Origin of the sequence: Kitasatospora aureofaciens (assembly GCF_019192735.1) — a bacterium.
In the GTDB taxonomy this organism is placed as follows: Bacteria; Actinomycetota; Actinomycetes; order Streptomycetales; family Streptomycetaceae; genus Kitasatospora; species Kitasatospora aureofaciens_A.
In genome coordinates this window covers 61747-88060 of sequence record NZ_JAHTKP010000030.1, presented here as the reverse complement: position 1 = coordinate 88060, position 26314 = coordinate 61747, and the positions used below count along the sequence as shown (strand labels likewise).

At 73.2% G+C, this 26314-nt stretch carries 23 protein-coding genes and 1 pseudogene; 14 read left to right on the top strand and 10 right to left on the bottom strand.

The window, feature by feature from the left end:
- Together KV557_RS25765 and KV557_RS25760 are read left to right on the top strand one after the other, a co-directional pair.
- Positions 1-737: IS256 family transposase (locus KV557_RS25765; RefSeq protein WP_218203862.1), on the top strand; the 737-nt coding region annotated here is incomplete at its 5' end.
- Positions 738-873: 136 nt separating this feature from the next.
- Positions 874-1518: a DUF6461 domain-containing protein gene (locus tag KV557_RS25760; RefSeq protein WP_218203861.1), complete on the top strand. Its 645-nt coding sequence runs from the start codon at positions 874-876 to the stop codon at positions 1516-1518.
- On the opposite strand, the gene KV557_RS25755 is transcribed toward KV557_RS25760, so the two are convergent.
- Positions 1467-1775: a hypothetical protein gene (locus tag KV557_RS25755; protein ID WP_218203860.1), complete on the bottom strand. Its 309-nt coding sequence runs from the start codon at positions 1773-1775 to the stop codon at positions 1467-1469. The two genes, KV557_RS25760 and KV557_RS25755, sit on opposite strands and share 52 nt — an antisense overlap.
- A 105-nt stretch (positions 1776-1880) precedes the next feature.
- Between KV557_RS25755 and KV557_RS25750 the strand changes: the two genes are divergently transcribed.
- Complete coding sequence (locus tag KV557_RS25750) at positions 1881-2345, top strand: MarR family winged helix-turn-helix transcriptional regulator (RefSeq protein ID WP_218203859.1); 465 nt, start codon at positions 1881-1883, stop codon at positions 2343-2345.
- Here KV557_RS25750 and KV557_RS25745 read toward each other — a convergent pair whose 3' ends face one another.
- The 6 genes from KV557_RS25745 to KV557_RS25720 all read right to left on the bottom strand — a co-directional run bounded on the left by KV557_RS25745 (position 2346) and on the right by KV557_RS25720 (position 10230).
- Positions 2346-2852: a GNAT family N-acetyltransferase gene (locus KV557_RS25745; protein WP_218203858.1), complete on the bottom strand. Its 507-nt coding sequence runs from the start codon at positions 2850-2852 to the stop codon at positions 2346-2348.
- A gap of 76 nt (positions 2853-2928) precedes the next feature.
- Positions 2929-3840: an SDR family oxidoreductase gene (locus KV557_RS25740; RefSeq protein ID WP_218203857.1), complete on the bottom strand. Its 912-nt coding sequence runs from the start codon at positions 3838-3840 to the stop codon at positions 2929-2931.
- Positions 3837-4442 (bottom strand): TetR/AcrR family transcriptional regulator, encoded by a 606-nt coding sequence (locus KV557_RS25735; RefSeq protein ID WP_218203856.1) that lies wholly within the window; start codon positions 4440-4442, stop codon positions 3837-3839. Before KV557_RS25735 ends, KV557_RS25740 begins: the two co-directional genes overlap by 4 nt.
- A 169-nt stretch (positions 4443-4611) precedes the next feature.
- Complete coding sequence (locus KV557_RS25730; RefSeq protein WP_218203855.1) at positions 4612-6438, bottom strand: putative Ig domain-containing protein; 1827 nt, start codon at positions 6436-6438, stop codon at positions 4612-4614.
- 320 nt (positions 6439-6758) lie between these two features.
- Complete coding sequence (locus KV557_RS25725) at positions 6759-9149, bottom strand: helicase-associated domain-containing protein (protein ID WP_308130069.1); 2391 nt, start codon at positions 9147-9149, stop codon at positions 6759-6761.
- Positions 9150-9249: 100 nt separating this feature from the next.
- The gene (locus KV557_RS25720) at positions 9250-10230 is read right to left on the bottom strand and encodes a helix-turn-helix transcriptional regulator (protein WP_218203853.1); all 981 of its coding nucleotides are present in this window, start codon (positions 10228-10230) and stop codon (positions 9250-9252) included.
- Between the two features lie 121 nt (positions 10231-10351).
- Between KV557_RS25720 and KV557_RS25715 the strand changes: the two genes are divergently transcribed.
- From KV557_RS25715 to KV557_RS25700, 4 genes are all read left to right on the top strand, one after another.
- A complete protein-coding gene (locus KV557_RS25715; protein WP_218203852.1) occupies positions 10352-10771 on the top strand; it encodes a DUF3224 domain-containing protein in 420 nt (139 codons plus the stop codon).
- A gap of 129 nt (positions 10772-10900) precedes the next feature.
- Positions 10901-11299 (top strand): glycine cleavage system protein GcvH, encoded by a 399-nt coding sequence (gene gcvH, locus KV557_RS25710; protein ID WP_218203851.1) that lies wholly within the window; start codon positions 10901-10903, stop codon positions 11297-11299.
- A gap of 185 nt (positions 11300-11484) precedes the next feature.
- Positions 11485-14490, top strand: coding sequence for an AfsR/SARP family transcriptional regulator (locus KV557_RS25705; RefSeq protein ID WP_218203850.1), 3006 nt, complete (start codon positions 11485-11487; stop codon positions 14488-14490).
- Between the two features lie 126 nt (positions 14491-14616).
- The gene (locus tag KV557_RS25700) at positions 14617-16581 is read left to right on the top strand and encodes an NACHT domain-containing protein (protein WP_218203849.1); all 1965 of its coding nucleotides are present in this window, start codon (positions 14617-14619) and stop codon (positions 16579-16581) included.
- Here KV557_RS25700 and KV557_RS25695 read toward each other — a convergent pair.
- Positions 16542-17369, bottom strand: coding sequence for a serine/threonine-protein kinase (locus KV557_RS25695; protein WP_218203848.1), 828 nt, complete (start codon positions 17367-17369; stop codon positions 16542-16544). The two genes, KV557_RS25700 and KV557_RS25695, sit on opposite strands and share 40 nt — an antisense overlap.
- A gap of 241 nt (positions 17370-17610) precedes the next feature.
- Between KV557_RS25695 and KV557_RS25690 the strand changes: the two genes are divergently transcribed.
- From KV557_RS25690 to KV557_RS25680, 3 genes are all read left to right on the top strand, one after another.
- A complete protein-coding gene (locus tag KV557_RS25690) occupies positions 17611-18726 on the top strand; it encodes a basic secretory protein-like protein (RefSeq protein WP_218203847.1) in 1116 nt (371 codons plus the stop codon).
- A 288-nt stretch (positions 18727-19014) separates the two neighbouring features.
- A complete protein-coding gene (locus tag KV557_RS25685; RefSeq protein WP_218203846.1) occupies positions 19015-20595 on the top strand; it encodes an alpha/beta hydrolase in 1581 nt (526 codons plus the stop codon).
- A gap of 96 nt (positions 20596-20691) precedes the next feature.
- Positions 20692-21297 carry a mycothiol-dependent nitroreductase Rv2466c family protein gene (locus tag KV557_RS25680; protein ID WP_218203845.1) on the top strand — a complete coding sequence of 202 codons (606 nt, stop codon included), beginning with the start codon at positions 20692-20694 and terminating at the stop codon, positions 21295-21297.
- A gap of 13 nt (positions 21298-21310) precedes the next feature.
- Here the strand turns inward: KV557_RS25680 and KV557_RS25675 are convergent, their stop codons facing one another.
- Together KV557_RS25675 and KV557_RS25670 are read right to left on the bottom strand one after the other, a co-directional pair.
- Complete coding sequence (locus KV557_RS25675; RefSeq protein ID WP_218203844.1) at positions 21311-22096, bottom strand: hypothetical protein; 786 nt, start codon at positions 22094-22096, stop codon at positions 21311-21313.
- Complete coding sequence (locus KV557_RS25670; protein WP_218203843.1) at positions 22093-22401, bottom strand: PadR family transcriptional regulator; 309 nt, start codon at positions 22399-22401, stop codon at positions 22093-22095. The genes KV557_RS25675 and KV557_RS25670 overlap by 4 nt, the downstream gene beginning before the upstream one ends.
- 91 nt (positions 22402-22492) lie before the next feature.
- Between KV557_RS25670 and KV557_RS25665 the strand changes: the two genes are divergently transcribed.
- From KV557_RS25665 to KV557_RS42980, 4 genes and pseudogenes are all read left to right on the top strand, one after another.
- Positions 22493-22795 carry a hypothetical protein gene (locus KV557_RS25665; protein ID WP_218203842.1) on the top strand — a complete coding sequence of 101 codons (303 nt, stop codon included), beginning with the start codon at positions 22493-22495 and terminating at the stop codon, positions 22793-22795.
- Positions 22792-23736 (top strand): hypothetical protein, encoded by a 945-nt coding sequence (locus tag KV557_RS25660; RefSeq protein ID WP_218203841.1) that lies wholly within the window; start codon positions 22792-22794, stop codon positions 23734-23736. The genes KV557_RS25665 and KV557_RS25660 overlap by 4 nt, the downstream gene beginning before the upstream one ends.
- A gap of 253 nt (positions 23737-23989) precedes the next feature.
- Positions 23990-25927: an ATP-dependent zinc metalloprotease FtsH gene (gene ftsH / locus KV557_RS25655; RefSeq protein WP_218203840.1), complete on the top strand. Its 1938-nt coding sequence runs from the start codon at positions 23990-23992 to the stop codon at positions 25925-25927.
- A pseudogene (locus tag KV557_RS42980) lies at positions 25924-26247 on the top strand (ADP-ribosylglycohydrolase family protein); the annotation flags it as partial. The gene ftsH and the pseudogene KV557_RS42980, both read left to right, overlap by 4 nt.
- Positions 26248-26314: the final 67 nt, after the last annotated feature.

Here is a 26314-nt window from a genome sequence, read left to right as displayed (position 1 = left end):
ACGTGTATCTGGACGCGACCTACTGCAAGGCGCGGGTGAACCATCAGATCGTCTCCCGGGCCGTGGTCGTCGCCACCGGGATCACCGAGGACGGCGGCCGCGAGGTACTGGGACTGATGGTCGGCGACAGCGAGACCGAGATGTTCTGGACCGAGTTCCTGCGCTCCTTGCGCGAGCGCGGCCTGGCCGGGGTTCGGCTGGTCATCGGTGACCATCACAGCGGCCTGGTGAAGGCGATTCGCAAGGTCATGCTGGGTGCCGCCTATCAGCGTTGTCGCGTTCACTTCCTGCGCAATGTCTTTTCGGTGATCCCGAAGGAGGCGGCGGAGATGGTCGCGGCAACCATCCGAACGATCTTCGCCCAGCCTGCCGAAGCCGCGGTCCGGGCTCAGCTGGACACCGTCGCTGAGATGCTCGGAAAGCAGTTCCCCAAGGTCAGCCAGATGCTGCTGGAGGCCAAGGACGATCTGACCGCCTTCGCGGCCTTCCCGGAACGACATTGGAAGAAGATTCAGTCGACCAACCCGTTGGAGCGGATCAACCGCGAGATCAAGCGCCGCACGGATGTCGTCCAGGTCTTCCCCAACGACGACGCGCTCCTGCGGTTGGTCACGGCCGTGCTCTTCGAGATGCATGACGAGTGGATCGCTTTCCCCCGCCGCTATCTGCCTGAGGGCAGCATGGACCAGCTCTACCCTGGCGAGCAGGCTCGCGACCAACTACCACCCACCGCATGACCGTTGGCAAACGACCACTACACCACTTCACGGGACATGACCTCGCATCCGGCGGGAGCTCATTGTCAGTGCCGTCGAATAGGGTGCGGACCGGCAAGCCCGACCACGGGCAGGTCGGTGGAAGGGGAGGGGCGTCATGAGCGACGGCATCCAGTGGCTCGCCGAGGGCGGGCGGCGGCTCACCGGCGTGCTGTTCGCGCGCGGGATCCCGCCGGAGGAGCTGGCCCGGCGGATGGGCGCGGACCCGGCCCGCGCGGCCCGGCCGATCAGCGGCGCCGAGGTGTGGGACCTGGACGCCGAGGTGTACCGGCCGGGCGCGGACGGCGACGGCGTGATCCGGGTCGGCGAGTCCGGCGGCTGGTCGTTCGCGATCGAGTACGGCGACTCCACCGGCGGCGACCTGCTGACCGAGATAGCGCGCGACGGCGTCGAGGTGGTCCACTTCCGCCCCATGGCCGAGCACGCGCCGGCGCTGCTCGACTACGCCCGCGACGGCGCCGTCCTGTGCGGGTTCGGCCTCGCCGAGGAGCGCTGGCGCTGGGGCCGCGAGCCGGACCTGCTGCTCCCCGACCTCGTCGCCGCGGGCGTCCTCAAGCCTGACGGCGTCACCCGCGTCGCCCCCGACGGCGAGCCCCGCGCGGCCGCTGACCGCCGCACCCTCGGCGCGGTCGAGCGGCGCTTCGGCCTCACCCTGCCCCCGGCTGTCCTGGACGGGATACGGCTCAGGACCTACGCGGTGCGCGGCACGCCGGACCTCGACGCCTGGAAGGGGCTCGGGTGACGGGAGTTGGACTGCCCCGGGTACGCGTCCGCCAGTCCGTCCAGGTAGGCCTGGCGGCCGGCGACGTCCGGCAGGCCGCTCTCGGGGGCGCGGCGCAGGACGAAGTCCGGGGTGAGCAGTTCGCCGTGGTGGTCGAGGTTCTTCCGGTCGGTCTCGTAGCAGGGGTACCAGCGGTGCAGGACGGCGCGCACGCGGTTCTCGTAGCCGGCCTGGGAGAGGGCGGCGCGGAGCTGGTCGAACGAGGTGTTCTCGGGCATGGCAGCTCCTTCGGTGCGGGGGAGGCGGCGCACGGCGAAGTCCGTTGCGTGCACACACACGCTAATGATGTGTGCGCGCACACGCAACTCGGTACGATGAACGCCATGAACCGTGCCGACCTCACCATGGGCCCGCTGTCGGAGCAGGACCACGCCTTCTACGGCCTGGTCTGGGCGGGCACCACCCTCGCCGCCCGGGTGGACCGCGAGCTCACCCGGGCCCATGGGCTGCCGCTGTCCTGGTTCGAGGTGATGCTCTGGCTCAACGGCCAGCAGGAGCCCGTCGCCGCCTCCGACCTCGGCGCCAAGACGATGCTCAGCCGCAGTCAGGTCTCCCGCGTCGTCGACGCCCTCGCCGAACGCGGCCTGGTGGCCCGCTCGCCCTCCGCCTCAGACGCCCGGTCCGTACGGATCGAGCTCACCGAGCAGGGTCGCGCCGCCTTCGCCGAGGCCGACAACACCCGGCGGGCCGTGCTCGGGCCGGTCTTCGCCGACCGGCTCGACGAGACGGACATCGCCGCCCTGGAAACGGTGTGGCGCAAGCTCAAGGAGCCCCGCCCGGGCAACTGATCAGCCTTCCGCGGCGAGCTCCTTCGCGAGGAACACACAGGGATCCTCGACGTCGTGGACCTCGCCGCGGTCGTCGACGTAGGACCACCGGTCGATGTAGCGGACCACCGGCCGGTACCCGAGCCGGGCGTACAGCGCCGCGGCCCGGGGGTTGCCCTCCTCGTCGACGCCCAGCCCGATCCGCCGCACGCCACGCCGGACGGCGAGCCGTTCGGCGTGGCGGATCAGGGCGGTGCCGATGCCGCGCCCGCGCAGGGGTTCGGCGACGTCGAGCCCGTTGATCTCCGGGCAGTCCGGCAGCGACCGCCGGACCTCGGCCGCGGCGCAGCCGTTCCAGCGGAGCTCGGCGTTCCCGACCGGGCGGTCGTCCACCCAGGCGACCAGGTACGTGCTGGTGCCCGCGAGCTGGCGGGTGAAGCGTCGCGCGTGGAACGAACTCCGGCCGCCGGAGGGCAGGTGCTCCTCCAGCAGGGCGACGTGGGCCGGCTCGCAGGCGGTGATCAGCATGGGCACCACGGTCCCGCGCGGCCCTGCCTGTGCGCCAGGGGTTTTCGCGGCGTCGGCCCGACGCCGACCCGTGCGATTACAGCGGATCGCCGAGCGGGCCGTACGTGTCCACGAGGGCCTCGGCCCAGTGCGCCGCGAAGTCCGGCTGCGAGCCGTCCGCGTCGGTGAATCCGTACTCCTTGTAGAGGTCCCAAGTGGCCAGCGCCCGGCCGCTCTTGGCCAGCACGTCCGGGTCGGCGGCGAGCGCGGCTACCGCCCGGCCGAGGTAGGCGGGGCTCTCGGAGTACGCGAAGTCCGGGTCGACGGCCGCGCCCTCGCGCCAGGTGTCCTCGGTGACGCCGAAGTGCTCCAGCACCGCCTCGGAACGCAGGAACCCGGGGGTGAGCGCGACGGCCGCGACGCCGTGCGGGCGCAGCTCGGCCGCCTGGGCGAACGCGAGCCGGATCACGGCGGACTTGGCGAGGTCGTAGAAGAACGAGCCCCGGTAGCGCGCGGTGTTGCCGTCTGTGACCTCGACCACGAGGCCGCTCTTCCGCGCGACCATCAGCGGGAGGGCGTACCGGCTGGTGATCACATGGGTTTCGACGGCCTGCCGGAGGAGCCGCAGGCCGGTGTCCAAGTCCTGTTCCCAGAGCGGGTGTTCCCAGTCGGTCAGCGGATCGCCGCCCCACACGCAGTTGACCAGGACGTCGAGCCGGCCGTCCTGGTCGGTGGCGATCCGCTCGACCAGCGCCGCCACCTCCTCCGGCCGGCTGTGATCGGTCCGCACCGGGACGGCGACGCCGCCGGCGGCGGTGATCCGGTCGGCGGTGTCCTCGATCGTCTCGGGCCGGTCCAGACCCGAGCCGCCCGCCCCGCTGCTCCGGCCCGTGACGTACACCGTGGCACCGGCGGCGCCGAGTTCGACGGCGATCCCGCGCCCGCCGCCGCGCGTGCCGCCCGCGACGAGGGCGACCTTGCCGGCGAGCGGCTTCCTGTCCGTTCTCATGACTCCTCCGTTTTCGTTGTGACGTGCGGGGACAGCAGGTCGGCCAGTTCCTCGCGCAGCCGTTGCGGCAGGTCGCCCTCGCGGTCGAGCGCCCAGGTCAGGCCGGTACCGGCGATAACCGCCTGAACCGACCGCGCGAGCCGCGCCGGATCCGCGTCCGCGCGGAGCTCGCCCTGCTCCAGGGCCGCGTCCAGCAGCCGGGCGATCGCCCGCCCCTGGGCCCGGTGGACGGACAGGGCGTGCTCGTGCAGCTCAGGATCGGCGAGGTCCATGCAGAGGAACGCGAGGTGATTGGCAAAGCTCTCCGGGGTGGCCATCGGCGCGGACGTCTCCTCGGCGAGCGCCCGCAGCGCGGCGAGCGGCGACGCGTACGAGGCCCGCAGCCGCTCGTACCGCCCGTCCGCCGCCTCCGCGGAGCCCCGCGCGAGCGCCAGCAGCAGCCCGCGCTTCGACCCGAACCGCTGCACCAGCGTGGCGGGCACCACCCCCGCCGCCCGCGCCACGGCAGCGAGGGTGAACCCGCCCGGGCCCACCTGCCCCATCACCTCGGCGGTGTGCCGCAGCAGCACCGCATCGTCGACCCCTCGGGGGCGTCCCGCCACGCCGGGCCTCCATTCATAAATGACCGTTCATTTATTAAACCTCGCGCGGGCGGGCCCGGCAAGCCTTCCCGGGATACGGTCCGAGCCCAGCGGATGGGCCGCCGCACGCCGCCGGGGCGGGCCTTGGTGGCCCGCCCCGGGGTGAGGGTGTGTCAGAGGGTTCGCGCCGTCAGGAGACGGTCACGTCGTCGTAGTAGGTGTAGGTCGGGTCGCCCGGGTAGTTGTCGTCGACGTTGGTGAGGGTGAGTGTGTAGCTGTGGCCGGGGGTGATGCTGCCGGTGGCGGACTTCCAGCCGAGGCCGCTGGTGCAGGTCTTGGCGAGCACCGTGGCCGTGGTGCCGGTGGTGTTGTCCTTGAGGGTCGCGGTGGCCCAGTCGTAGGTGACGGTGTCCGGGCAGGTCACGTCGTACCAGAAGCCGACCTTGCTGGAGCCGGTCGGCGCGGTGAAGGTCTGGCTGACGGAGGACGTGGTGCTCGGGTTGGTGGAGCCGAGCATCGCTCCGTAGCTGCCGGTGTGCTTGGCGGCCGTGGAGGCCGCGGCCACACCGGTGGCGGTCCAGCCGCTCAGGCTGCCGGTCTCGAAGCCGCCGTTGGTGATGCCGCCGCCACCCGGGGTGCTGACGGTCCAGCCGAAGGTGGCCGAGCCGGAGGCGCCGGTGGTGTCCTTCGCGGTGACGGTGACGCTGGAGGTGCCGGCGGTGGTCGGGGTGCCGGTGATCAGGCCGCTCGCGGAGATCGAGAGCCCGGCCGGGAGGCCGGTCGCCGAGTAGGTGAGGGTCTGGCCGGAGGCGCTGTCGGTCGCCGCGATCTGGAGCCTGACCGCGTTGCCGGTGGTGCCGGCCTGGCTGCCCGGGTTGGTGACGGTGACGGTGTTGCCGGTCGTCCCGCCGACGATCGGGTGCGACATCTCGCAGCCGCCCGCACCGGAGTTGAAGTCGTTGGACCAGGTCGACTGCATCGCGAAGCTGCCGGTGGCGAAGTTGACGTTCGCCGAGGCGCCCTGGCCGCTGCTGACCCAGGCGCACTTGTCGCCGTTCTCGTAGCCGGTGCTGTCGGTCCAGCCGCCGGCCGGGTTCTGGTCGGTGATGGTCTCGGCGTACTCGTGGCCCTCGACGATGGTCGCGCCGTCGAGCGTGCCGGCCGAGCCCGCGTTGACGAAGTTCTGGCCGCACCCGCTGCCGGCGTCGGTGACGTACGGCAGGTTGGTGAACGCCATCTCGCCGTACGGCGAGGAGACCGCGCCGCCGGTCAGCGTGGTGTCACCGGTGTAGTCGTGCCAGGCGCAGAAGCTGCCCGACGGGGTGTTGAAGCCGTCCGGGTTGGTGCCGGTGGGCGAGACGATGACGTACTGGTTGTTGCGGTTGGCCGCGGCCGAGGTGTGGCCGAAGTGCCCGGACGCCGTGACCGCCTCGGCGCCGATCTGGTTGCCGGTCGCGGAGGACGGGGCAGCGGCCGAGGTGTCCACCCAGACGCCGGCGAGGGCGCCGCCGGTCGGGTACGCGACGTGCGCGGCGTTGCTCGGACAGGTCTGGGCGCCCTTGGCGATGCCCTCGCAGTACTGGGTCATGACGCCGGACCAGAGCTCGTTGCCCGCGCCGATGCCCTTGAACAGCTGCTGGAGCCGCGGGGCCATGCCGTTCGGGTCGCCGCTCAGCGTGGTGTTGCCGTTGGCGTCGGTGCCGGAGGTGCCCCACTGGGAGCCCCAGAACACCAGGTAGACCTTCTCCGGGCCGGTGGTGACGCCGATGCTCGGATTGCCGTTGCCCCCACCGTAGTTGAGGTTGTTGGCGGCCGTGGCGGCGTTCGACGACCGGTGGCCGCGGAGGGGGACGGCGCCGTGCCGGTAGGGGTGGCTCGCGGACGCCGAGGGCGCCGCGTTGTTGTCGGGCTGCGCCTGGGCCGGCGCCGCGGTGAAGCCGGCCACCGCGAGCGAGAGGGCGGCGATGCCGGTGAGGGCCGTTCTCCTGGCAGGACGGAACGTGGGGGAAATGCCCATGTGAGGGTTGCCTCTCTCATGTCGACCACCCGGACACCTGTGGGTGACGGGTGACCGAAAGGACAGGGAGAGGCCGGAGGCGGTGGGAATGCCTTGATGATCTGCCGCACGTGCAGATCATTTTGGGGGATCAGGCCCGCCGTCGGCCGCCGAAAGCAAAGCAGCCTCCGGAGAATCAGGTCAACGGGCGTACTGGTAAAGGGAATTGAGCGAAATCCCGCGTAAAGGGAAAGGCCGCACGTCGGTGGAGGGTTGACGCGGGTAGCACAACTTACCTCAACTGTATGGAGGTTCTTGTGAACCGTATGAGGAATCGGCTGTCACGTCGGCATGACCCCGAGGATGCGGGAGAGTGCGAACACCCGGGCGTCGTCGCGAAGGTGGCACCAGGCGTTCAGATACGGCGGGTCGAGTTCGAGTGCGCTGAGCGAACGCACGGTGTGGGCGCCGGAACCGTCCACGTACTCGATGATGATGGCTTCCCCGGTGTGGACCGCGTGCGCGAGTTGGCGGACGTCGGCCAGGGGCAGGTGCTTCGCCGACTCCCCGAAGATCTCCTCGGTGTCGGAGTCGTAGGGGATGCCCCGGTCGGGGTCGGGCAGGGGCAGTTCGGCCGGGGCGCCCACCAGCTTCGACGCGAGAGACCGGAGATCGGGCGGTGCGGGCGTGCCGGGTCGCCCCGCACGGGCGCGGGGCCGGGGAACGGGGGTGGCGCGCTGTGGTGCCGTTCGCTCGATGCGGACGGCGCCGTCGGCGGCCTCGGCCACCGGGGCGTACCCGTTGGCGCGCAGGGCGGCCAGCGCCTGCGCCACGGAGGCCTTGCCGACCAGGACCGTCGGTGCCAGCTGCCGGAGGCCGAGGCCGGCCAGCTTGCGGTGGGCCACGATCTCGGCCAGCAGTGCCGGTTCGAGGCCATGGATCACGCAGGCGGCCGAGGCCACCCGGACGCGGCCGTGGCGGCGTGCTGTGTCAGTGATCAGGTAGCTCAGCGCCTGGGGGAGCGGCCCGCCGGCGATGGCTGCGAGATCGGCCTCGATCGCCGGGGCGTCGTGTCCGGCGTCGAAGGCCCGGCGAAGGCTGTCGGTGCTGAACCGCCACACGGAGGCCGTCCCTCGTGCCTCGCGGTCGGCGAGAGAATCGAGGAGCGAGGTGAGCCGCGCGGAGGGAGCGCCGGTCGCGACCGCGGTGAGGTCGGAGCCGATGCGGACACCATGGACGGCCGGGGGCATCAACTGGCGGGCTTGATCGGCCAGTTCAGCCACGTTGCCCAGCGCTGCGCCCAAGGGTGAGAGCGCGCCCCGGGCGAGGACGCCGAGCAGGCTCGCCTCGTGGATGACCGTGGCGAACGGCCGTTCGTCCTGGGGCAGTTGCTCGGCGAACGGGTGGTGCCAGTCGATGAGAAGGCCCAGATCCGCGGTCTCGGCCACACCCTGGCCGGGCGGGAGACAGCCGAGCGCCGCCAACAGCCCGCGGCGGGCCTGGACGCAGCCGTCGCATGCTCGCGTACGGGCCAGCGCGGGCAGGACCTTGCCGTCCTCGTCGCGGGACTGGGTTGGCGTGAGCGGCAGTTGCCACCAGGCGCCGACCAACTGCGCCACCTGCGCGGCCGGTTCCTCCTCGGCCCAGGAGTCGTACGCCCCGGTGACGAGGACACGGTCGCCTTCGCGTGTTACGAGTCCGGAGCCCTGGGCGGTCTCCAGCACCAGCCGGACCGTGGGCTCGTCGCACCGGACCGCCTTGCCGACCCGGGCCAACTCACGTGCGCCGACCCCACCGGACTTGAGCACCGTCAGCGGCCTCGCCGCGCACTCGGCCAGCACGGCCGCCGCATGACCGCCGAAGTCCCCGGCGGCGGAAGCGGTCTCCCGGCCCACGTCGGCGGCGGACACCCGCGCCAGGGCCGGCAGCGGCGGGACGGGGTCGAACGGGGCGTGCCAGTCCGCCCCGCGCAGGGCGAGCGCCACCTCGGCGGGCATCCGCGCGGGCCCGAACCCGTGACGGTCCTGCACCAGCAGGCCGCGAGCGACCGCCCAGCGGGCGGCAGCCGGCACGTCGGGGGACGGCGAACCGAAGACGATCCAGGAACGCGACTCCACCGGCTTCGTCCGGGCCCGTCGCTCCAGCAGTTCCCGGGTCGGCGTGGGAGCCTTCGCCACGATCCCCGCGATCCACTCCGCCGAGCCGTACTGCTCCAGCAGCGCCGTCACGCGCTGCTGCCGGGTGGCGGGAGGCTTGAGGCCGAGCGACGACAGCATTCCGCGCAGGTCCTCCGAGGTCTGCCCGGGCAGCAGATCCGCGAGCGGGGGCTCAAGGCCCAGCGGAGCCGGCCAGGCCTGCCGCAGGGCCGCCGCCTGATGCAGCCGGCCGTCCCCGTCGGCCCAGACCAGCGCGTGGTCGGCCAACACGGCCAAGGTGTCGTCCAGTTGGGGGCCCGGAACTCCGAGCAGGGCGGCCAGCTCACTCCGGGACGTGGTCTCCCCCAACGCGGCCAGGGCCTCGGCCACTTGGAGACAGGGCAGGGGCAGCCGACGAATCGCCGGCGCCACCGACCCCGGTCGCTGCAGCCGGTCGGCCAACTCGCCCAGGGCGCGCGGCTCCGGAGCGGCCCCGGCGTCCGGACGATTGGACAGCACCCGGTGCAGTTGCTCGGCGTCGAGCGTGCACAGCCACGCCGTCAGCGGCGACCGGCGACTCTTCGTGTTACGGCTCACTTTGTCCTCCCGCGGAGAGCTTACGGTCTCCGGGTGGGCCGTCCGGCGGCTGCCGGACGGGATCGACCAGCCGGTCGAACGCCCGATCGGACCGTTCGAGTCAGGTGCCATCAGCGCCCGCCGCGTACCGCGCGGCCAGCGCCGCGACCGTCTCCGCCACCGCCGCCCGCAGCTCCGCCGGGCCGAGGACCTCCGCCTCCGCCCCCAGCCGCAGCAGATCGCCCACCGCGACCGCCGGCGACTCCACTGCCAGCTCCACCTCCATCCACCCCGCCCCGTCCGCCGGCCCGGCGTCCGCCAGTGCCAGGCTCCCGGCAGCGCCGAACAGCATCGGCAGCAGCGACCGCCCCCGCGGCGACAGCCGCACCCGCGCCGTGCCCTGTTCGAGCATCGCCTCCAGCCGCCGCGAGGACTCCTCCCAGTACCCGGCCAGGTCGAAGTCCGCGGGCCGCTCGAACCCCGCGTCCGTCGGCTCCACCGCCGTGAACCGGGACACCCGGTACGTCCGCAGCGCGCCGTCCGTACGGGCCACCAGGTACCAGATGCCGCTCTTCAGCACCACGCCCAGCGGCTCCAGCTCCCGCCGCACCTCGCCGCGCCAGCGCCGGTACTCCGTGCGCAGCACCCGCTGCTCCCACACCGCCTGCGCGATCGGCGCCAGGAACGTGCCCGGGTCGCCGTCCCGGAACCAGGCGGGCGCGTCCAGGTGGAACCGCTCCCGCACGCGCCGCGCGTGCTCGGCCGAGCCGCCCGGCAGTGCGGCCTGGAGCTTCAGCTGAGCGGTCGCCAGCACCGCGCCCAGCCCGAGGTCCTGCGCCGGGCCGGGCGCGCCGGCCAGGAAGAGCGCCCCGGCCTCGGCGTCGGTGAGCCCGGTCAGCCGGGTCCGGTACCCGTCCATCAGCCGGTACCCGCCGAGCGGCCCGCGGTCGGCGCAGACCGGCACGCCCGAGGCGGCCAGCGCCTCCACGTCGCGGTAGACGGTGCGGACGGACACCTCCAGCTCGGCGGCGAGGTCGGGCGCGGTCATCCGGCCGCGGTTCTGGAGCAGCAGGAGCAGGGCGAGGAGACGGTCGGCGCGCATGCCGCCCATCATGTCGGCCGTACCTGACAGCACGTACCTGACAGAAGGTGTCAGGTACGGCCGAGAGACTTCAAGGGCAGGACCGCACGGAGGAGCCGTGCGGCCGATCGAGAGGACCCCCATGCCCACGCGCACCACCGGCTACATCACCGCCGCCGACTGGCAGGAGCGGAAGGCCGGCCCGGCGGAGACGAGCCCCCGGCTCGCGCTCGCGTCCGTCGTCAACACCTTCACCGGCGGCATCGAGGCCGCCGACACCACCTGCGAGTACGTCATCGCCTATGCCACGGAGAAGACCGGGACCTTCGCGGGCATGGAACTGCTCACCGGCACCCTCGACGGCCGCGCGGGCGCCTTCGTCCTGGACGAGCGCGGCACCTTCGAGCCCGACGGCTCCGTGCGCTGCACCTTCGAGGTCGTCCCCGGCAGCGGCACCGGCGCCCTGACCGGACTCACCGGCACGGGGAGCTTCGTCTACCGCCCCGGCGAGCCGTCCTTCCCGTACACCTTCGACTACGAGCTCGGCCCCGAGCTCTCCTGAGCGCCACGGGCGGCCGGGCGACTCACTCGTTCGGGTGGGTATCCCGTCCTCGCCCGGGGATCTGTAGAAGGCTTTGCCGGTGGCAGGCCGACAACGCGGCGGCCCTCAGTGACGGCACTCGGAGGCCTCATGACACCGATTCCGGACGACCTGAAGTACACCAGGGACCACGAGTGGGTGCGGTCCGTGGAGAAGGGCCGGGTGCGCGTGGGCATCACGGCACACGCACAGCACCAGCTCGGGGACATCGTCTTTGTCGAGCTTCCCAAAGTGGGCGAGCGGCTTGAGGCCGGCGATCCTTTCGGCACCGTGGAGTCCGTCAAGGCGGTGACCGAGGTCTACGCTCCCTTGGCCGGGGTGATCGCCAGCGTGAACGGGGACCTGAGCGACGACCCGGAGCTGCTCAACGAGGACGCCTACAGCGACGGCTGGATGATCGAGATCACGCCGGCCAAGGACTCCAGGACGGACGGGCTGCTCACGGCTGCTCAATACCAGGCGTACATCTCTGACACAGAGACGGACTAGCCGCCCGCTGCTCCGCCCTGCCGGCCTCATCCGGCAGGGCGGAGTGCTGTCAGGCGTCGGGCCCGGGTTCGGGTGCGGCGTTTGCCGGCGAGCCTTGCGGAAACGTGGCGGGAAGGGGCCTGAGCAGGGGGGATACCGATCGGTATCATGCCGGTGGGGGAGTGTCATCGGGGAGGGGATGTCGGTTGGTCGGCGAGGGCGGGACTTCCGGCGGGCTGCGGTTCGCGGTGCTCGGGCCGGTGCGCGGGTGGCGGGACGGGGTGGAGCTGCCGCTCGGTTCGCCGCAGCAGCAGAGCCTGCTGCTGGCCCTGCTGTTCCGGGCCGGCCGGCACGTCTCGAGCGCCCAGCTGATCGACGACCTGTGGGGCGACGAGCCGCCGGCCAGGGCCACCGGCGTCGTCCGGACGTATGTGCACCGGCTGCGGCGGGTGCTCGGGGCGGAAGCGCTGACCTCGGTCGGTGGCGGGTACCTGCTCGCGGTCGGGGGCGGCGGCCTCGACACCGAGCGGTCCGAGGCGCTGCTGGCCGAGGCCCGGGCCCTGCGCGCCGACGGGCGGCACCCCGAGGCCGCGGCCGTGCTGCGGACGGCGCTGGCGTTGTGGCGGGGCGAGCCGATGTCCGGGCTGCCCGGCCCGTACGCGCAGCGCCAGCGCCGGGAGTGGGACGAACGGCGGCTCGCCCTCCTGGAGTTGTGCCTGGAGGCGGAGGTCGAGGGCGGTCGGTGCACCGAGTCGGTCGCCGAGCTGGCGGCGGTGGTCGAGGAGCATCCGCTGCGCGAGCGGCTCTCGGAGCTGCTGATGCTCGCCCTCTTCCGCTCAGGCCGGCAGGCGGAGGCGCTCGCGGCGTACCGGGCGGCGGACCGTCGGCTGCGCGCCGAACTGGGCGTGGGCCCCGGCCCGGGCCTGCGCGACCTGCACGGCCGGATCCTCGCGGCGGACGAGACCCTCTCAGTGCCCACCGACTGGACGATGGCGCCGATACCCCCGGAGCCGACCGCCCCGATCGCCGGAGCGGACCCGGCGTCCACCCTTACACCGGCCCAACTGCCCGCTGCTGCCGCCGACTTCACCGGGCGGCAGCCGGAGGTTGCGGCGCTGCGCGAAGCCCTGCGGGAGTCGGGCAGTGTGCCCGTGGCGGCCGTCGCGGGCATGGGCGGGGTCGGCAAGACCGCGCTCGCCGTACACGTCGCGCACGGCCTCGCCGCCGAGTTCCCGGATGGCCAGCTCTACCTCGATCTGCACGGCGCGGACGGCCGCCCGACCCGTCCCGAGGAGGCGCTCGCGATCTTCCTGCGCTCCTTCGGCGTCGTCGGGGAGGCGATCCCGGCGGGCCTCGCCGAGCGGTCGGCCCGCTACCGGTCGCTGCTCTCCGGCCGCCGAGTCCTCGTCCTGCTCGACAACGCGCGCGACGCCGAACAGGTCCGGCCGCTGCTGCCGGGCAGTCCGGGCTGCGCCGTCCTGGTCACCAGCCGGACCCGGCTCGGCGCGCTGCCCAACGCCCGCTTCGCCGAACTGCCGGTCCTCCCGGCCGGGGAGGCGGTGACCTTGCTCACCCGGGTGGTCGGTGCCGAGCGGGTGGCGGCCGAGGAGGAGGCGGCCGGCGAACTCGTCCGGCTCTGCGGGCAGTTGCCGCTGGCGGTCCGGATCCTCGCCGCGCGGCTGGCCTGCCGCCCGGGCTGGACCATCGCCCGGCTGCTGGAGCAGCTCACCGGTGACCGGTACCGGCTGGACGCGCTGCGCAGCGGGGATCTCGCGGTCGAGTCCTCGTTCCGGTTCGGCTACGACCAGCTGGATGCCGAACAGGCCCGCGCCTTCCGGCTGTTGGCCGTCCCCGAGGTGCCCGATCTGTCGCCCGCGGCGGTCGCCGCCGTGCTCGACCGGCCCGAGCCGGCCGCCGTGGAACTCGCCGAGTCCCTGATGGACTGCTCGATGCTGGAGAGCTCGGCGAACCCCGACCGCTACCGCTACCACGATCTGCTGCGGGCCTTCGCCCGGCGGGTGGGTGCCCGAGGGTGCCAGGGCGACGGTCCGGCGGCTGGACCCGATGAAGGGAGTGGCGCGCTGGCCCGACTGGTGGACCATCACCATGCGCAGGTCTCGGCGGCGCTCGGGGCATCGGCCGCTCTCGGGGCGTCGGCGGCGCGGGGCGGGTTCGCCGTCGGGGAGTACCTGGGCGTCGGTGCGCTGGTGAGCCAGTGCGCGAAGCTCCCGGGCCGCTCCGCTGACACCACCCCGGGCCTCGACCGGCTCGCCGAACTCCTGCTGGGCTGTTGCCTGTTGGCCGACTCCGGCCATGCCACCCGCCCGCTCGGCCATGCCGCCAACGCCCTGCTGCACGCCACCCTGGAGCAGGGCGACCGGGCAGCGGAGGCCCGGGCCCGACTCGTGCTCGGCCGGCTGCTGACCGACGTCGGCTCCGCGCCCTCGGCGCTCGCCGAGCTGCTCCGGGCCCGCGACCTGTGCACCACGTACGGGCTGTCGCAGCCGCTGCTCGCGCTCGCGCACAGCTCACTGGCGGCCTGTTTCGTCCAGATCGGGCGCCCCGACGAGGCGGTGACCGGGTTCTCGGCCGCGGTCTCGGTCTGGGAGCGGGCCGGTGACCGGCGGTCGCTGGCCGCCGAACTGCTCAACCTGGCGGGGGCGTTCGCCCGGCAGGGTCGCTTCGACGCGGCGAACCGGGTGGTCGACCAGTCGTTGGTGATCAGCCGCGAACTGGCCGACCGCGAGCTGGAGGCACTCGCCCGGGACTCGCTCGGGACGATCGCCCACGACCGCGGCGACCACGATCAGGCGGTCGCCCACCAGCGGGCCGCCCTCGCCCTGGCCGACCCGGACGACCACCGCCGGACCGGCCGGATCCTGCTGCGCCTCGGCGAGTCGCTGCGCGCGGCCGGGCGCGGCGCGGAGGCGGTCGAGGCGGCGGGCCGCGCGGTCGACGCGCTGACCCTCGACGGCGACCACCGGGGCCGGGGCCTGGCCCTGGCTGCGCTCGGCGATGCCCTGGCGGACCGCTGCTTCGGCGGCCCGGGGCCGACCGGCGACCTGGCCCGAGCCCGTGCCTGCTGGGCCGAGGCACACGGCATCCTCGCCCCGATCGGCTCGCCGGAGGCCGACCGTCTGCTGCCCCTGCTCGGCGGCGACCACCCGGCCGGCCCGCCCCAACAGCGCTGGCCGTCCTGGCTCCCGGCCTGAGCCGACGGCAGGACGGGATCAGGTACTGGAGCGCCGAGCGGTTCGGCCGCACGTGCGGCCAGTGCCTCGCCGGGCGTCCCCGCATGGGGGGTTGGCCTGTTCGCCCGGCGCGCTACCATGCGGGCCATGGGCGGCGACGGGGGCGCGGGCGGGGTCCACAGCACAAACGGGGGCCACAACGAGTTCAGCGGTGGTTCGGCCGACCACGTGGTGATGGCGGGACACATCGACAAGGTCACCATCACGGCGCCGGGCGCCGCGGTCACACCCGTGGACCGGGCCGCGCTCGAACTGGCCCGGATGGTCGGCGCGCAGTGGCGGGCCGAGGCCGGCGTCCGGGGTCTCCTGGACAAAGCGGCTCTCCCGGTTCGGTGGACGCTCGACGAGGGGCCGGGAGAACTCGCCACCGCCGGAGGGCTGGAGGCGCTGGCGGAGGCGTACCTGGCGTTGCCTCGGGGGCGGCTGGTCGTGCTGGGCGGACCGGGAAGCGGGAAGTCGACACTGGCGGTTCTGCTGGTGCTGGCCCTGCTGTCGCGGTTCGGGCCGGGCGATCGGGTGCCGGTGCTGCTGTCGTCGGCCTCCTGGGATCCGGCGGCGGAACACCTTCACGCCTGGCTCGCGCGGCGGATCTCCGAGGAGTATCCGCGGCTGCTGCGAGCGGAGTTCGGAGGAGCGCAGGGTCCGGCCCGGTTGATCGAGGCGGAGCGCGTGCTGCTGGTCCTCGACGGGTTGGACGAACTACCGCAGGGCCGGCGGGCGGTGGCGCTGCAGAGGATCAACGAGTCCGTGCCTGGGGACGCCCCGGTCATCCTGACCTCTCGCGCGCAGGAGTACTGGGCCGCCGTACGGGAAGCCGACGTCCTGCGGTCGGCGACCGTCGCCCGGGCCAATCCGGTGGGGGTGGAGGAGCTCGTCGACTACCTCCGCGCCGCGGTGCCGGCCCACCGCACCGCGCAGTGGCGGCCGGTGATCGACGCGCTGCGCTCCGAGTCGGACGGACCGCTGGCCACGGCTCTCGCCTCGCCGCTGATGGTGGGTCTGCTGCGAGCCGTCCATGTCACCCGGCCGGCCGATCCTGCCCTGCTCCTGGACCGGACGCTGTTTCCCGACGCCGGCGCCGTCGAGAACCACCTGCTGGACTCGCTCGTCGCCACGGCCTTCCCCGACACCCCGCCGGCGCCCGGCCTGCCCGGACCGCGTCGACGCTGGCGGGCCGCGGCGGCCGAGCGCTGGCTCGGTGGCCTGGCCGTGGACCTCGGCCACCGGGGCACCGAGGACATCGCCTGGTGGCAGGTGGGGGTGCCGAACTGGCAACGCGCCGTGGCGGCCGGCCTGGCCGGTGCGGTGCTCGGCTTCGTCTCGGTCTGGCCGCTGCCGACCGGCGAGCCCACGTTCGCCTTGATCATGGCCGCACTGGGCGCGGGCTTCTACGGCGATGCTGCCTCGCGAACGCGTCGGTACGTGCCGCACCGGAAGCCCGTCTCCCGTTCCTGGCCGTGGCAGCGGCCACGTCCTCCGCTGATCGCTCTCGTGGTCGTGCTGCCTCTGGCACTTCTGGTCCTGATCTACGTCGTCATCTGGGACATCGGAGCGGGGAGCGGATACCAGTGGGTCACCCTGCTCATGATGCCCGCACCCATGCTCGGCCTCTGGGCGGGAGCCCTGCTGGGCCGGTCTGCGGCATCGGACGACGCCGCGACGCCTCCGCAGTCCGCGACCCGGGCACTTCGAAGAGCCGCTGGAGCTGCGGTGGTGGTGGGTTCGCTGGTGACCTTCGCGGGAATCGCCGCGGCCCTGCTCGTCGATCACGGACTGAATGCCGCCGTCGCCGCATTGTTGGCGACGTTCGGCATGCACGCGGGACTTGTTGCTCTCCTGCGCTCACAGCCGGGCCGGTACGCGGTGGCCCGGGTGGTGCTGGCGGCGCGGGGACAGCTGCCCTGGCGGTTGACGGCGTTCCTGCAGGACGCCTACCGGCGTGGCGTGCTCAGGCAGGCGGGCTCGGTGTACCAGTTCCGCCACGCCCGGGTGCGGGAGCGACTGATGCACCGTCAAGTTGCGCTGTTCCAGCGGTCGGTCAGGCGGCGGTGACCGTCCAGATCTGGTCGGGGGTGCCGGAGCAGAACCGGATGGCGGCGGGCGTGGTGGGGCCCGCGGCGGACAGGCAGCGCCCCGGGTCCTTGGTGATGGCGATCAGATAACCCCCGTCCACCGGCACGAACGACCAGATCTGGTTCGAGCTGTAGGGCGGTGAGCGCCACAGCTGCGCCTGGGAGTGCGTCTCCTCCAGGTCCAGGACCCTCGTGTACTGGGTGGCGCCGTTGAACAGGAAGTACCCGCCGTCCTGGTGCTGGAGTCGCCAGAGGGCGGGCGATGCCGAAGTCGGCGATGACCACGCGCTCGTCGCGGACCATCAGGTTGTCCGGCTTGATGTCCCGGTGGACCACGCCGGCCTCGTGCGCCGCCCGGAGCGCCGCCAGCACCTGGAGTGCCAGCCCGAGCGTCTTCGGGGCGGTCAGCCGGCCCCGCCGCTTCAGGACGTCGCTCAGCGGCTCGCCGTCGATGAGCTCCATGACCAGGTACGCGATCGGGCGACCGGTGCTGCCCCAGGCCGTGGTCCAGGACCGGCCGCCGTCCGTCCGGCCGGAGCCGAAGTCGTGCACGCCGACGATGCCCGGGTGCCGCAGCCGGGCCATCACCCGGGCCTCCTCGTGGAACCGCTCCGCGAAACCCGGTTCGTCCAGCAGCGCGGGTTTCAGGACCTTGACGGCCACGCGGCGGCCGAGCACCTCGTCCTCGGCGAGCCAGACATCGCCCATCGAACCGCCGCCGAGCCACTCGTCCAGCCGATAGCGGTCCCCGAGCGTGGTGCCACGCATGATCCTCCTCGACCCCGTTCGTCGTCGCGTCCGCCTCCATCGGCCCGGGCCGGGCCGTCGGTCACGTCCGCCGGCCCTCTCACCTGCGAATAAACGCTGACTTGACGTGGGCACCGAAGCCCTGGAAGCCAACGGATCGTCAACGTCCCCGTTGACGGTCCGTCGACACCGCGTACACCGCCGCCCGGTGGCATGTCCCTCGGCCGGCTCCAGGGGGAGTCGCCGAGAGGAGAGCTTCGAGATGATCACCCGTCGTGCGGCCGCCGCCGCAGTCCTGTCCGCCGCGACCGTCGTGTCCGGGATGGCCTTCGGCGCCGGGACCGCCAGTGCGGCGACCGAGCCGCTGCCGTCCAGCGGCGCCGACTACCGAATCTCCAGTTACGCGGGCGGCGCCCTCCAGTGGGACAGCCGGAACAACGGCTCCAACGTGGTGATCCGCGACTGGAACCAGTCCTCCGCCCAGCAGGCCTGGACGGTCAGGGACGAGGGCAACGGCACCTGGTCGGTCAAGGTGCCCGGCACCAACAACGCGGTCGACCGCGACCGGAACAGGAACACCGTCGGCGCCTGGAACTACATCGGCGCGGACAACCAGAAGTGGCGGCTGGAGAACACCTCGATGGGCAACGGCCGGGCCTGGCTGCTGCACAGCGTCTCCGACAACAACCTCTGCCTCACCCGCGGCGCGGACCTGAACACCAAGGTGGCCGCCTGCAACGCCGGGGACCCGGCGCAGTCCTGGAACCTCGACCGGAACAACGGCACCACCCCGCCGACCGTCAACCGCCCGACCATCGACCTGGACTACTCGCAGGCCCCGGACCTGGGTCCGTGGCTGGAGCAGCAGAAGCAGACCGTCGCGGACTACTACCCGACGATCTCCGGCCTGATCACCAAGGGAGCGTTCCCCGCCCCCACCTACTTCCGGATCATCTTCGACCCGACCCTGACCCAGAACCCCGCCTACACCACGTACCAGAACGGCGCCAACGAGATCCACGTCAACATCGGCTACACCCGGGGCAACAAGAACGACACCGGCTTCCTCGTCCACGAGGCCGTGCACGTCGCGGTCTGGAACAACCCGACCAGCCGCCCGGTCTGGCTGGGCGAGGGCCTGGCGGACTGGGTGCGCGACTACAACTTCCAGCCGGGCACCGGCGCCCAGCACTTCGGCCCGGACGCCAGGTACGACAGCAGCTACCAGGTCACCGCCCGGTTCATCGACTACGTCTCGAAGGCCTACAACCAGCCCGACCTGGCGCACCTGCTGAACACCACGAACTACAGCGACCAGATCTGGGTCCAGCTCACCGGCAAGAGCGCCGACCAGCTCTGGAACGAGATGCCCAAGTAAGCCTCACTGCCTGACGGCCCGGCACCCGCGTGGTGCCGGGCCGCAGTGGCACTCACTCAGACAGATGCACTCACTCCGACGGCCGGTGGCAGGGCGGGCGCCGCGCGCCCTCTGACGGCGGTGTCCGGCGGGCGTGCGGCGTGGGGCGCCCCTAGGGTGGGCGGAACGAGCGCGGGCGCGTGCGCTGCCCTGGCGTGCGCCCGGAGTACGCGGCCGTCCGCCAGGCCTTCGCGTGGTCTTTCGAGAAGTCGCGAGGTCTTCGAGAGGTCTTCGAGAAGTGGAGTCCCCATGCACACCGTCGTCCGCGGTGCCGGCGCGCTCGGCCTGACCGCGCTGCTCCTCGCCTCCTCGGCCGGCTGCCAGGGCGGGACCACGTCGGCCGCCGAACCCGCGCCGACCTCGGCGGCGACGGCGTCCGCCACCGGATCCCTCACCTTCGCGCACCTCGACTGGCAGGCCTGCCCCGCTCCCAACGCCGCCCAGGGCGGCGGCACGGCCCCCGCCGGGGACTGGCAGTGCGCGACGCTGAAGGCGCCGCTGGACTACGCCAAGCCGTCCGACGGCACCATCGACCTCGCGCTGATCCGGTCCCGGGCCAAGGACGAGCAGCACCGGATCGGCTCACTGCTGTTCAACTTCGGCGGCCCCGGCGGCTCCGGCGTCGCCACGCTGCCCGCCCTGGCCGCCGCGTACACCTCCCTCAACACCCGCTACGACCTGGTGAGCTTCGACCCGCGCGGGGTCGGCGCCAGCGCCGGGGTGAAGTGCCTGGACGACAAGGCGATGGACGCCTCCAACGCCATCGGCAACACCCCCGAGAACCCGGCCGCCGTCAAGGAACTGGACGAGACCACCGCGCAGTTCAACGCCGCCTGCGAGCACAACTCCGGCCCGGTGCTGCCCTTCGTCGACACCGAGAGCGCCGCCCGCGACATGGACCTCATGCGCCAGGCACTCGGTGACCAGCACCTGTACTACTTCGGTATCAGCTACGGCACCGAACTCGGCGGTGTTTACGCGCACTTGTTCCCGCAGCAGGTCGGCCGCCTCGTGCTGGACTCGGTGGTCGACCCGACGAAGGACCCGCTGCAGAACTCGCTCGGCCAGGCGAAGGGCTTCCAGCTCGCGCTGGAGGACTTCATGAAGGCCTGCTCCACCCAGGTCTCGGACTGCCCGACCGGCAGCGGCGGCGCCCAGGGCACGGCGCGGATCACCGAGTTGCTGCAGAAGGTGGAGAAGACGCCGCTGCCCACCAGCAGCGACCGGCAGCTCACCGGGAGCCTGGCCGTCACCGGCATCGCGGGCGCGCTGTACAGCCAGGAGACCTGGCCGGCGCTGGCCGCCGGGCTGGCCGAGGCGATGCGGCAGGGGAGCGGCACGGTGCTGCTCCAGCTCGCCGACAGCCTCCTCGGGCGCGGCCCGAACGGGCACTACAACAACCTCAACGCGGCCAACCGGGCCATCAGTTGCGTGGACGCCAAGCAGCGCTACTCGGACCAGGACGTGGAGCAGCAGCTGCCGCAGTTCCGCACCGCCTCGCCGGTGTTCGGCGCGTTCACCGCCTGGGGCCTGACGAACTGCACCGGCTGGCCGGTGCCGGGCAGGACCGACCACCCGGACGTGGCCGCCCCGGGCGCCGCCCCGATCCTGGTGGTCGGCACCACCGGCGACCCGGCCACCCCGGTCGAGGGCGCGCGGGCGATGGCGCAGCAACTCGGCGCGGGCGTCGGCGTCACGGTGACGCTCCAGGGCGAGGGCCACGGCGGGTACAACACCGGCAACCCGTGCCTGAAGCAGACGGTGGACTCCTACCTGCTCGACGGGAAGGTCCCGGCCGACGGCACGGTGTGCAGCAGGCCGGCGACCTGAGAGCGGCCGGAGTGGGCGGAGTGGGCGGAGTGGCCCACTGTGGTGGGAGTGAATTGGCCCTGGGGAGCGGTCCACTCGGCCGCTAGGCTCACCGGGGTGACCACCAAAGTCGATTTCTACTTCGATCCCATCTGCCCGTTCGCCTGGATCACCTCCCGCTGGATCCTGGAGGTCGAGCGGCAGCGCGAACTCGACCTCACCTTCCGGGTGATGAGCCTGTCCGTCCTCAACGAGGGCCGCGAGGACCTGCCCGAGCGCTACCAGCGCCTGATGACCACCGGCTGGGGCCCGGTCCGGGTCTGCATCGCCGCCGCCGAACGGCACGGCGAGCACGTCCTGCGCGACCTGTACACCGCCCTCGGCACCCGCCTGCACGACCAGGACCGCCCCGCCGACGCGACCGTCATCCGGGAGGCGCTCGCCGAGGCCGGCCTGCCGGAGGACCTGGCCGACGCGGCCGACAGCACGGCGTACGACATCGCGCTGCGCAAGAGCCACCACGAGGGCATGGACCCGGTCGGCGAGGAGGTCGGCACGCCGACCATCCACGTGGACGGGGTGGCCTTCTTCGGGCCGGTGCTGAGCGCGATCCCGCGCGGCGAGGACGCGGTGAAGATCTTCGAGGGGGTCCGGCTGCTGGCCGGCTACCCGAAGTTCTTCGAGCTGAAGCGCACCCGGACGGGTTCGCTCGACTTCTCCTGACAGGGCATCAGCTCTAGCTGATCGATCGTGAGTTCTGCGTCTCCTTGAGGTCCTTGAGCGCAGCGGAGGCCGGCCACGTGAGAAGCACCAGGCCGGCCCCGCCCGCCAGGGCCGCGGCGGGGTGCCCGTCCGGCCAGGTGGCGAGGAGCGTCCCGCCGGCGAGCACACCGGCGGCGGCCAGGCTCGCCAGGCCTGCGCGCAGGCGGCCGGGGCGCGGGGCGACCATGGCGCGGCCGGCGTCGGCGACGGTCCGGCAGGCCTGCACCGCGGCGACGGCCAGGGCCGCCCACCAGCAGGCGAGCGCGGCGTAACGCCAGTCGCTCGCCCCGATGGCGGCCCCGGCGGCGGAGTGCGCGAGGGCCACCAGGCCCGCCCCGGCGGCGACGGGCGCGGCGAGCCGCCGGACGGCCGTGCCGAACAGGGCGCGCAATGCGGCACCGTCCAGCCGGGGGCGCGGGGCGACGAGGGCCAGGCCGAGCAGCAGGAGAGCGGTCGTGGCCGGGCCGGTCCACTGCCCGCCGGGCGCGGTGGTGAAGCGGGCGCCCTGCTCCGTGGCCAGGTTGCCGACGTAGCCGGTGGCGAGTGCGACGGCCAGTGCCAGCACCGCCGCCCGCTCCCGCCGCTGGGTGCGCGAGTCGGCGGGCCAGACGGTGGGGTGCAGCCACATGTCCGCGATCCCGGCCAGCAGGCCGGGCCAGGCCTTCCAGCCCGCCGCCCGCATCTCGTCCGCCAGGTCGGCGCCCCAGCGCTCGCGGAACGCGGCGGGGTAGAGCCGTACCAGCCCGTTCGCCCCGCTCATGCCGGGTTCACCCCCAGGCTGCGCAGCCCGGCGGCGGCGACCTTGGCCATCGACCGCAGCTCCTCCTCCAGCACCTGCCGCCCCTTGGGCGTCAGCCGGACGGGCCGCTGGCGCGCCTGCGGGTCGGTGGACTCGGCGGGCTCGATCAGCTGCTTGGCCTGCAGCCGGGTCAGCGCCCCGTAGAGGCTGCCGGGCCCGAGCCGCTCGCCGACCAGCCGCTCGATCGCCGCATTGACGGCGTAACCGTGCAGCGGCCCGTCGGCCAGGGCGCAGAGCACCAGCGTCTGGGCGTCGTTGGCCTGCATGCGTCCTCACTCCTCTCCGCTTCCGGGGTTCACGATCTCCGAGGCTCACGATACTACGTGACAAGTACTACGCGGTGTGTACTATGCCGCCATGCTCGAAAACGACACCCGTGTCACCGAAACCCCCGTGCCGCCAGGCGACTTGACCCGATGCCCCGGCCCTTCATCGGACCTGGGCCCGGGCCGACGGGCGGACGGCGCAGCCCCGACCGTCCTGCTGGCCGCCCTGCTCGCCCTCGGCCTGCTGACGGCGTACGCCCCCGCCGACCTCGCCGGCCCCCTGAGCCGCATCCTCCCGGCCGAGCAACAGCTGGCGGCCCGCGTCACCCCGAGCCTCCCGTGGCTGCCGGCCCCGGCGGCGCGGTCGGGCGCGGCTGCGGGAGCCCGTCCGTGACCCGCACCCAGACCCTTGCCCTGCGCCTCTCCCTCGCCCTGGCCGCCGCCTTCACGGTCTTCGCCTACGCCACCTCGCAGGCCCACCTGCTGCGCGCGGCCAGCCCGTGGCAGAGCGACCCGTACGACGCCGTCGTCTCCTTCACCCTGTTCCTCGTCCCCGCCCTCGCCGCGCTGACGGCCGTGCGCGCCCTGCTGTGCCGGCGCGGCGTCCCGCAGCCGGGCTACCGGGTCGACCAGCTGCTGCGGGCCGCCCGGCTGTCCACGGTGCTGGTCGCCGCGACCGTCTCCACCGACTGGACTGCTGCGGCCCTGTGCGCGGATCGCGAGCTGTGGGATGAGCGCACGCCCTGGCTGATCGCCGCCCTCCTGCCGCTCAGTGTGGGGGCGGCGGCCTGCCTCACCCTGCTGCGCCGTGCCTTCCGGCAGCCGGCGCCCACCGACACCCGCCGGACCGGTGGCGACTGGCTCGACGACCTCGCGCTGCTCGCCGCGCCGCTCGTCGACCTGCGCGCCGCGACCGCCTTCCTCCGCCGCCACATCGCGGGCGCGGCGGCAGCGCTGAGCGTGCTGGCCGGTGGGCTGCTGGCGACCGGCCAGGCGGTCGGCGAGGGCTGGCCCGGCCCGGGGATCGCGTTCCTCGAGCTCTCCGTCAACACCGGCGGGTTCTTCGCCTTCTGCCTGATCAGCAACGCCCTGCTGCGCATCGCGGCCACCGGCGACCGGCCCGGCGACCGGCCCGGCGCCGCCCGGACCGCCGCAGTGGCGGCAGCCCTCGCCCTCCCGGTGACGGGCGGGCTGCGCGACGCGCTGTGGGCCATGGCCGGGTTGCCGGGTGCGGTGGACTCGCCGGGCAAGCTGCTCGCGCTCATCTACCCGTGCGCGCTGCTCGCCGGCGCGATCACCTGGGGTGTCGTACGCCTGTGGGGGCGGACCCGGTAGGACCAGTTGGCTGGCCGTGTACTCGGTGTAGTCGACTGTCGGCCCTCGCGCCTTGCCCACCGGCGTGATCACCTGAGGCGCCCCCTCGGCCGAAGGGGCACGTATGGAGGGGCCACGCCATGAAGGAACCCGTCGAGCGGGCCGACGGTCGCTGACCAGGACTCCCGTTCGGGGCCGTCGCGTCCGACCATGGAGACGGAGGCCCCGGCGGTCGCCTCTCGCCCGTCCGCCTCCGGAGAGGTGGTGAGCGCAGATGATCGCACGTGTCCGCCTGCGCGGCGCCCGCCACCGGGCCACCCCGCCGGACCCCCCGCCGTCCCCGCAGCAGCGGCCGCCCGGCAAACCGGCGCCCCCGCCCTCCACCCTCCGTCGCTGGCTCCTGCCCTTCGGCGCCCTCCTCGCCCTGATCCTCCTCCTGGTCGTCCAGAGCCCCGGCCCGGCCGGCACCCGCTACGGCTACACCGACTTCCTCAACCGGGTCGGCACCGGCCAGGTCCAGACCGTCAACGTGACCGACACCGGGGGCGTCAGCGGCGCCCTCAAGGACGGCACCCACTTCACCAGCCAGATCCCGACCGCCCTCGACACCTCCCAGCTCAGCCATGCCCTCTCCGACCAGCACGTGGACGTCACCGCCAGCCGCAGCGGAGGCAGCTCGGTCTGGTCGACGCTGCTGCTGTTCCTCCCGCTGCTGCTCTTCGGCGGGCTCTTCCTCTGGTCCGGCCGGATGGCCGCCCGCTCGGTCACCGGCGGCCTGAGCGCGATCGGCCGCTCCCGCGCGAAGATCATCGAGGCCGAGCGCCCCACCACCGGCTTCGCCGATGTCGCCGGGTACGAGGGCGTGAAACAGGAGGTCAGCGAGGTGGTCGACTTCCTGCGCCACCCCGGCCGCTACGCCGCCGCCGGGGCCAAGGGGCCGCGCGGTGTGATCATGGTCGGGCCGCCCGGCACCGGCAAGACCCTGCTCGCCCGGGCCGTCGCCGGGGAGGCCGAGGTGCCGTTCCTGTCCGTGACCGGCTCCGGCTTCGTCGAGATGTTCGTCGGCGTCGGGGCCTCCCGGGTCCGCGACCTCTTCGACGAGGCCCGCAAGCGCGCGCCGTCGATCATCTTCATCGACGAGATCGACGCCGTCGGCGCCCGCCGCGCAGGCGGCTCCAGGATCGGCGGCAACGACGAGCGCGAGCAGACCCTCAACCAGCTGCTCGCCGAGATGGACGGCTTCGACCAGAGCACCGGCATCATCGTCATCGCCGCCACCAACCGGCCGGACGCCCTCGACCCGGCCCTGCTGCGCCCCGGCCGCTTCGACCGGCAGGTCACCGTCCCGCTGCCCAACCAGCGCGAACGGGCCGCGATCCTGGCCGTCCACGTCCGCGGCAAGACCCTCGCCCCCGACGCGGATCTGGACCGGATCGCCCGCGGCACGCCCGGCTTCTCCGGCGCGGACCTCGCCAACCTGGTCAACGAGGCCGCCATCAACGCCGTCCGCGACGAACGCGCCACCCTCACCGCCGACGACCTCGACACCGCCCGCGACCGCGTCCTGCTCGGCCGCCGCGAGTCCTCCAACGCGCTGCTCCCCGACGAGCGGCACGCCGTGGCCGTCCACGAATCCGGGCACGCACTGATGGCGGCCCTGTGCGAGCACGCCGACCCCGTCGCCAAGGTGACCATCCTCCCGGCCGGCGTCTCCCTCGGCGCCACCGAACAACTCCCCGAGGCCGAGCGGCACCTGTACAGCGAGGCCTACCTGACCGATCTGCTCACCGTCCAACTCGGCGGAAGGGGAGCCGAGTTGGTCGTCTTCGGGGAAGGCTCCACCGGCGCGGCCAACGACCTCGCCAACGCCACCTCCGTCGCCACCCGGATGGTCCGCGAGTTCGGCCTCTCCCCGGAGATCGGCCCGGTCGGCTACTCCTCCGGCTCCCCGCACTACCTCGGCGACAGCCCCGAGGACCTGCTCCGCCGCCCGTACTCCGAGGAGACCCAGCGCACGATCGACGAGGCCGTCGCCCGCCTGCTGCGCCACGCCGAGCAGCGCGCCGTCGGCCTGCTGCGCGAACACCGCCACCACCTCGACGAGTTGGCCGCTCTGCTCGTCGCGCAGGAGACGGTGGACGGCGCGGTCGTCCTGGAGATCCTGCAGCACCCCGCGCAGGGGCCGGAGGCACCGGATAACCTGCGCGAATGAACTGGCAGGAACGCGCGGCCGGCGCGGTCATCGGCTCGGCCGTGGGCGACGCCCTCGGCGCCCCGTACGAGTTCGGCCCCGCCGGGGCCTTCTCCGCCCGCTTCCCGAGCGGCGGCGAGATGGCCGCGGGCGGCGGCTGGGACCGCGGCGAGGCGACGGACGACACGCAGATGGCCGTCCTCGCCGCCGAAGCCCTCGTCGAGCACGGCTCGCCGCTGCCCTCCACTTCAACTCGACGATGCGCGCCGGCCGGGTGCTGCGCACGCCCGACCTGCTGGCGTTGGTCGAGCGCCTCACCGGACGTCAGAACACGAAGTGAGGCAGGCTGGTCGCGAGCGCGGCCAACAGCCCCACCGGCAGCAGCAGATGAACCGCGAGCGCCCCGGT

Coding starts and splice junctions, on each gene's coding strand:
- ftsH (WP_218203840.1), top strand. CDS start 23,990: ATGATCGCACGTGTCCGCCTGCGCGGCGCCCGCCACCGGGCCACCCCG.
- KV557_RS25695 (WP_218203848.1), bottom strand. CDS start 17,369: ATGCGTGGCACCACGCTCGGGGACCGCTATCGGCTGGACGAGTGGCTC.
- KV557_RS25715 (WP_218203852.1), top strand. CDS start 10,352: ATGCCCACGCGCACCACCGGCTACATCACCGCCGCCGACTGGCAGGAG.
- KV557_RS25750 (WP_218203859.1), top strand. CDS start 1,881: ATGAACCGTGCCGACCTCACCATGGGCCCGCTGTCGGAGCAGGACCAC.
- KV557_RS25760 (WP_218203861.1), top strand. CDS start 874: ATGAGCGACGGCATCCAGTGGCTCGCCGAGGGCGGGCGGCGGCTCACC.
- KV557_RS25740 (WP_218203857.1), bottom strand. CDS start 3,840: ATGAGAACGGACAGGAAGCCGCTCGCCGGCAAGGTCGCCCTCGTCGCG.
- KV557_RS25665 (WP_218203842.1), top strand. CDS start 22,493: ATGCTCGAAAACGACACCCGTGTCACCGAAACCCCCGTGCCGCCAGGC.
- KV557_RS25720 (WP_218203853.1), bottom strand. CDS start 10,230: ATGCGCGCCGACCGTCTCCTCGCCCTGCTCCTGCTGCTCCAGAACCGC.
- KV557_RS25755 (WP_218203860.1), bottom strand. CDS start 1,775: ATGCCCGAGAACACCTCGTTCGACCAGCTCCGCGCCGCCCTCTCCCAG.
- KV557_RS25685 (WP_218203846.1), top strand. CDS start 19,015: ATGCACACCGTCGTCCGCGGTGCCGGCGCGCTCGGCCTGACCGCGCTG.
- KV557_RS25730 (WP_218203855.1), bottom strand. CDS start 6,438: ATGGGCATTTCCCCCACGTTCCGTCCTGCCAGGAGAACGGCCCTCACC.
- gcvH (WP_218203851.1), top strand. CDS start 10,901: ATGACACCGATTCCGGACGACCTGAAGTACACCAGGGACCACGAGTGG.
- KV557_RS25670 (WP_218203843.1), bottom strand. CDS start 22,401: ATGCAGGCCAACGACGCCCAGACGCTGGTGCTCTGCGCCCTGGCCGAC.
- KV557_RS25675 (WP_218203844.1), bottom strand. CDS start 22,096: ATGAGCGGGGCGAACGGGCTGGTACGGCTCTACCCCGCCGCGTTCCGC.
- KV557_RS25745 (WP_218203858.1), bottom strand. CDS start 2,852: ATGCTGATCACCGCCTGCGAGCCGGCCCACGTCGCCCTGCTGGAGGAG.
- KV557_RS25690 (WP_218203847.1), top strand. CDS start 17,611: ATGATCACCCGTCGTGCGGCCGCCGCCGCAGTCCTGTCCGCCGCGACC.
- KV557_RS25700 (WP_218203849.1), top strand. CDS start 14,617: ATGGGCGGCGACGGGGGCGCGGGCGGGGTCCACAGCACAAACGGGGGC.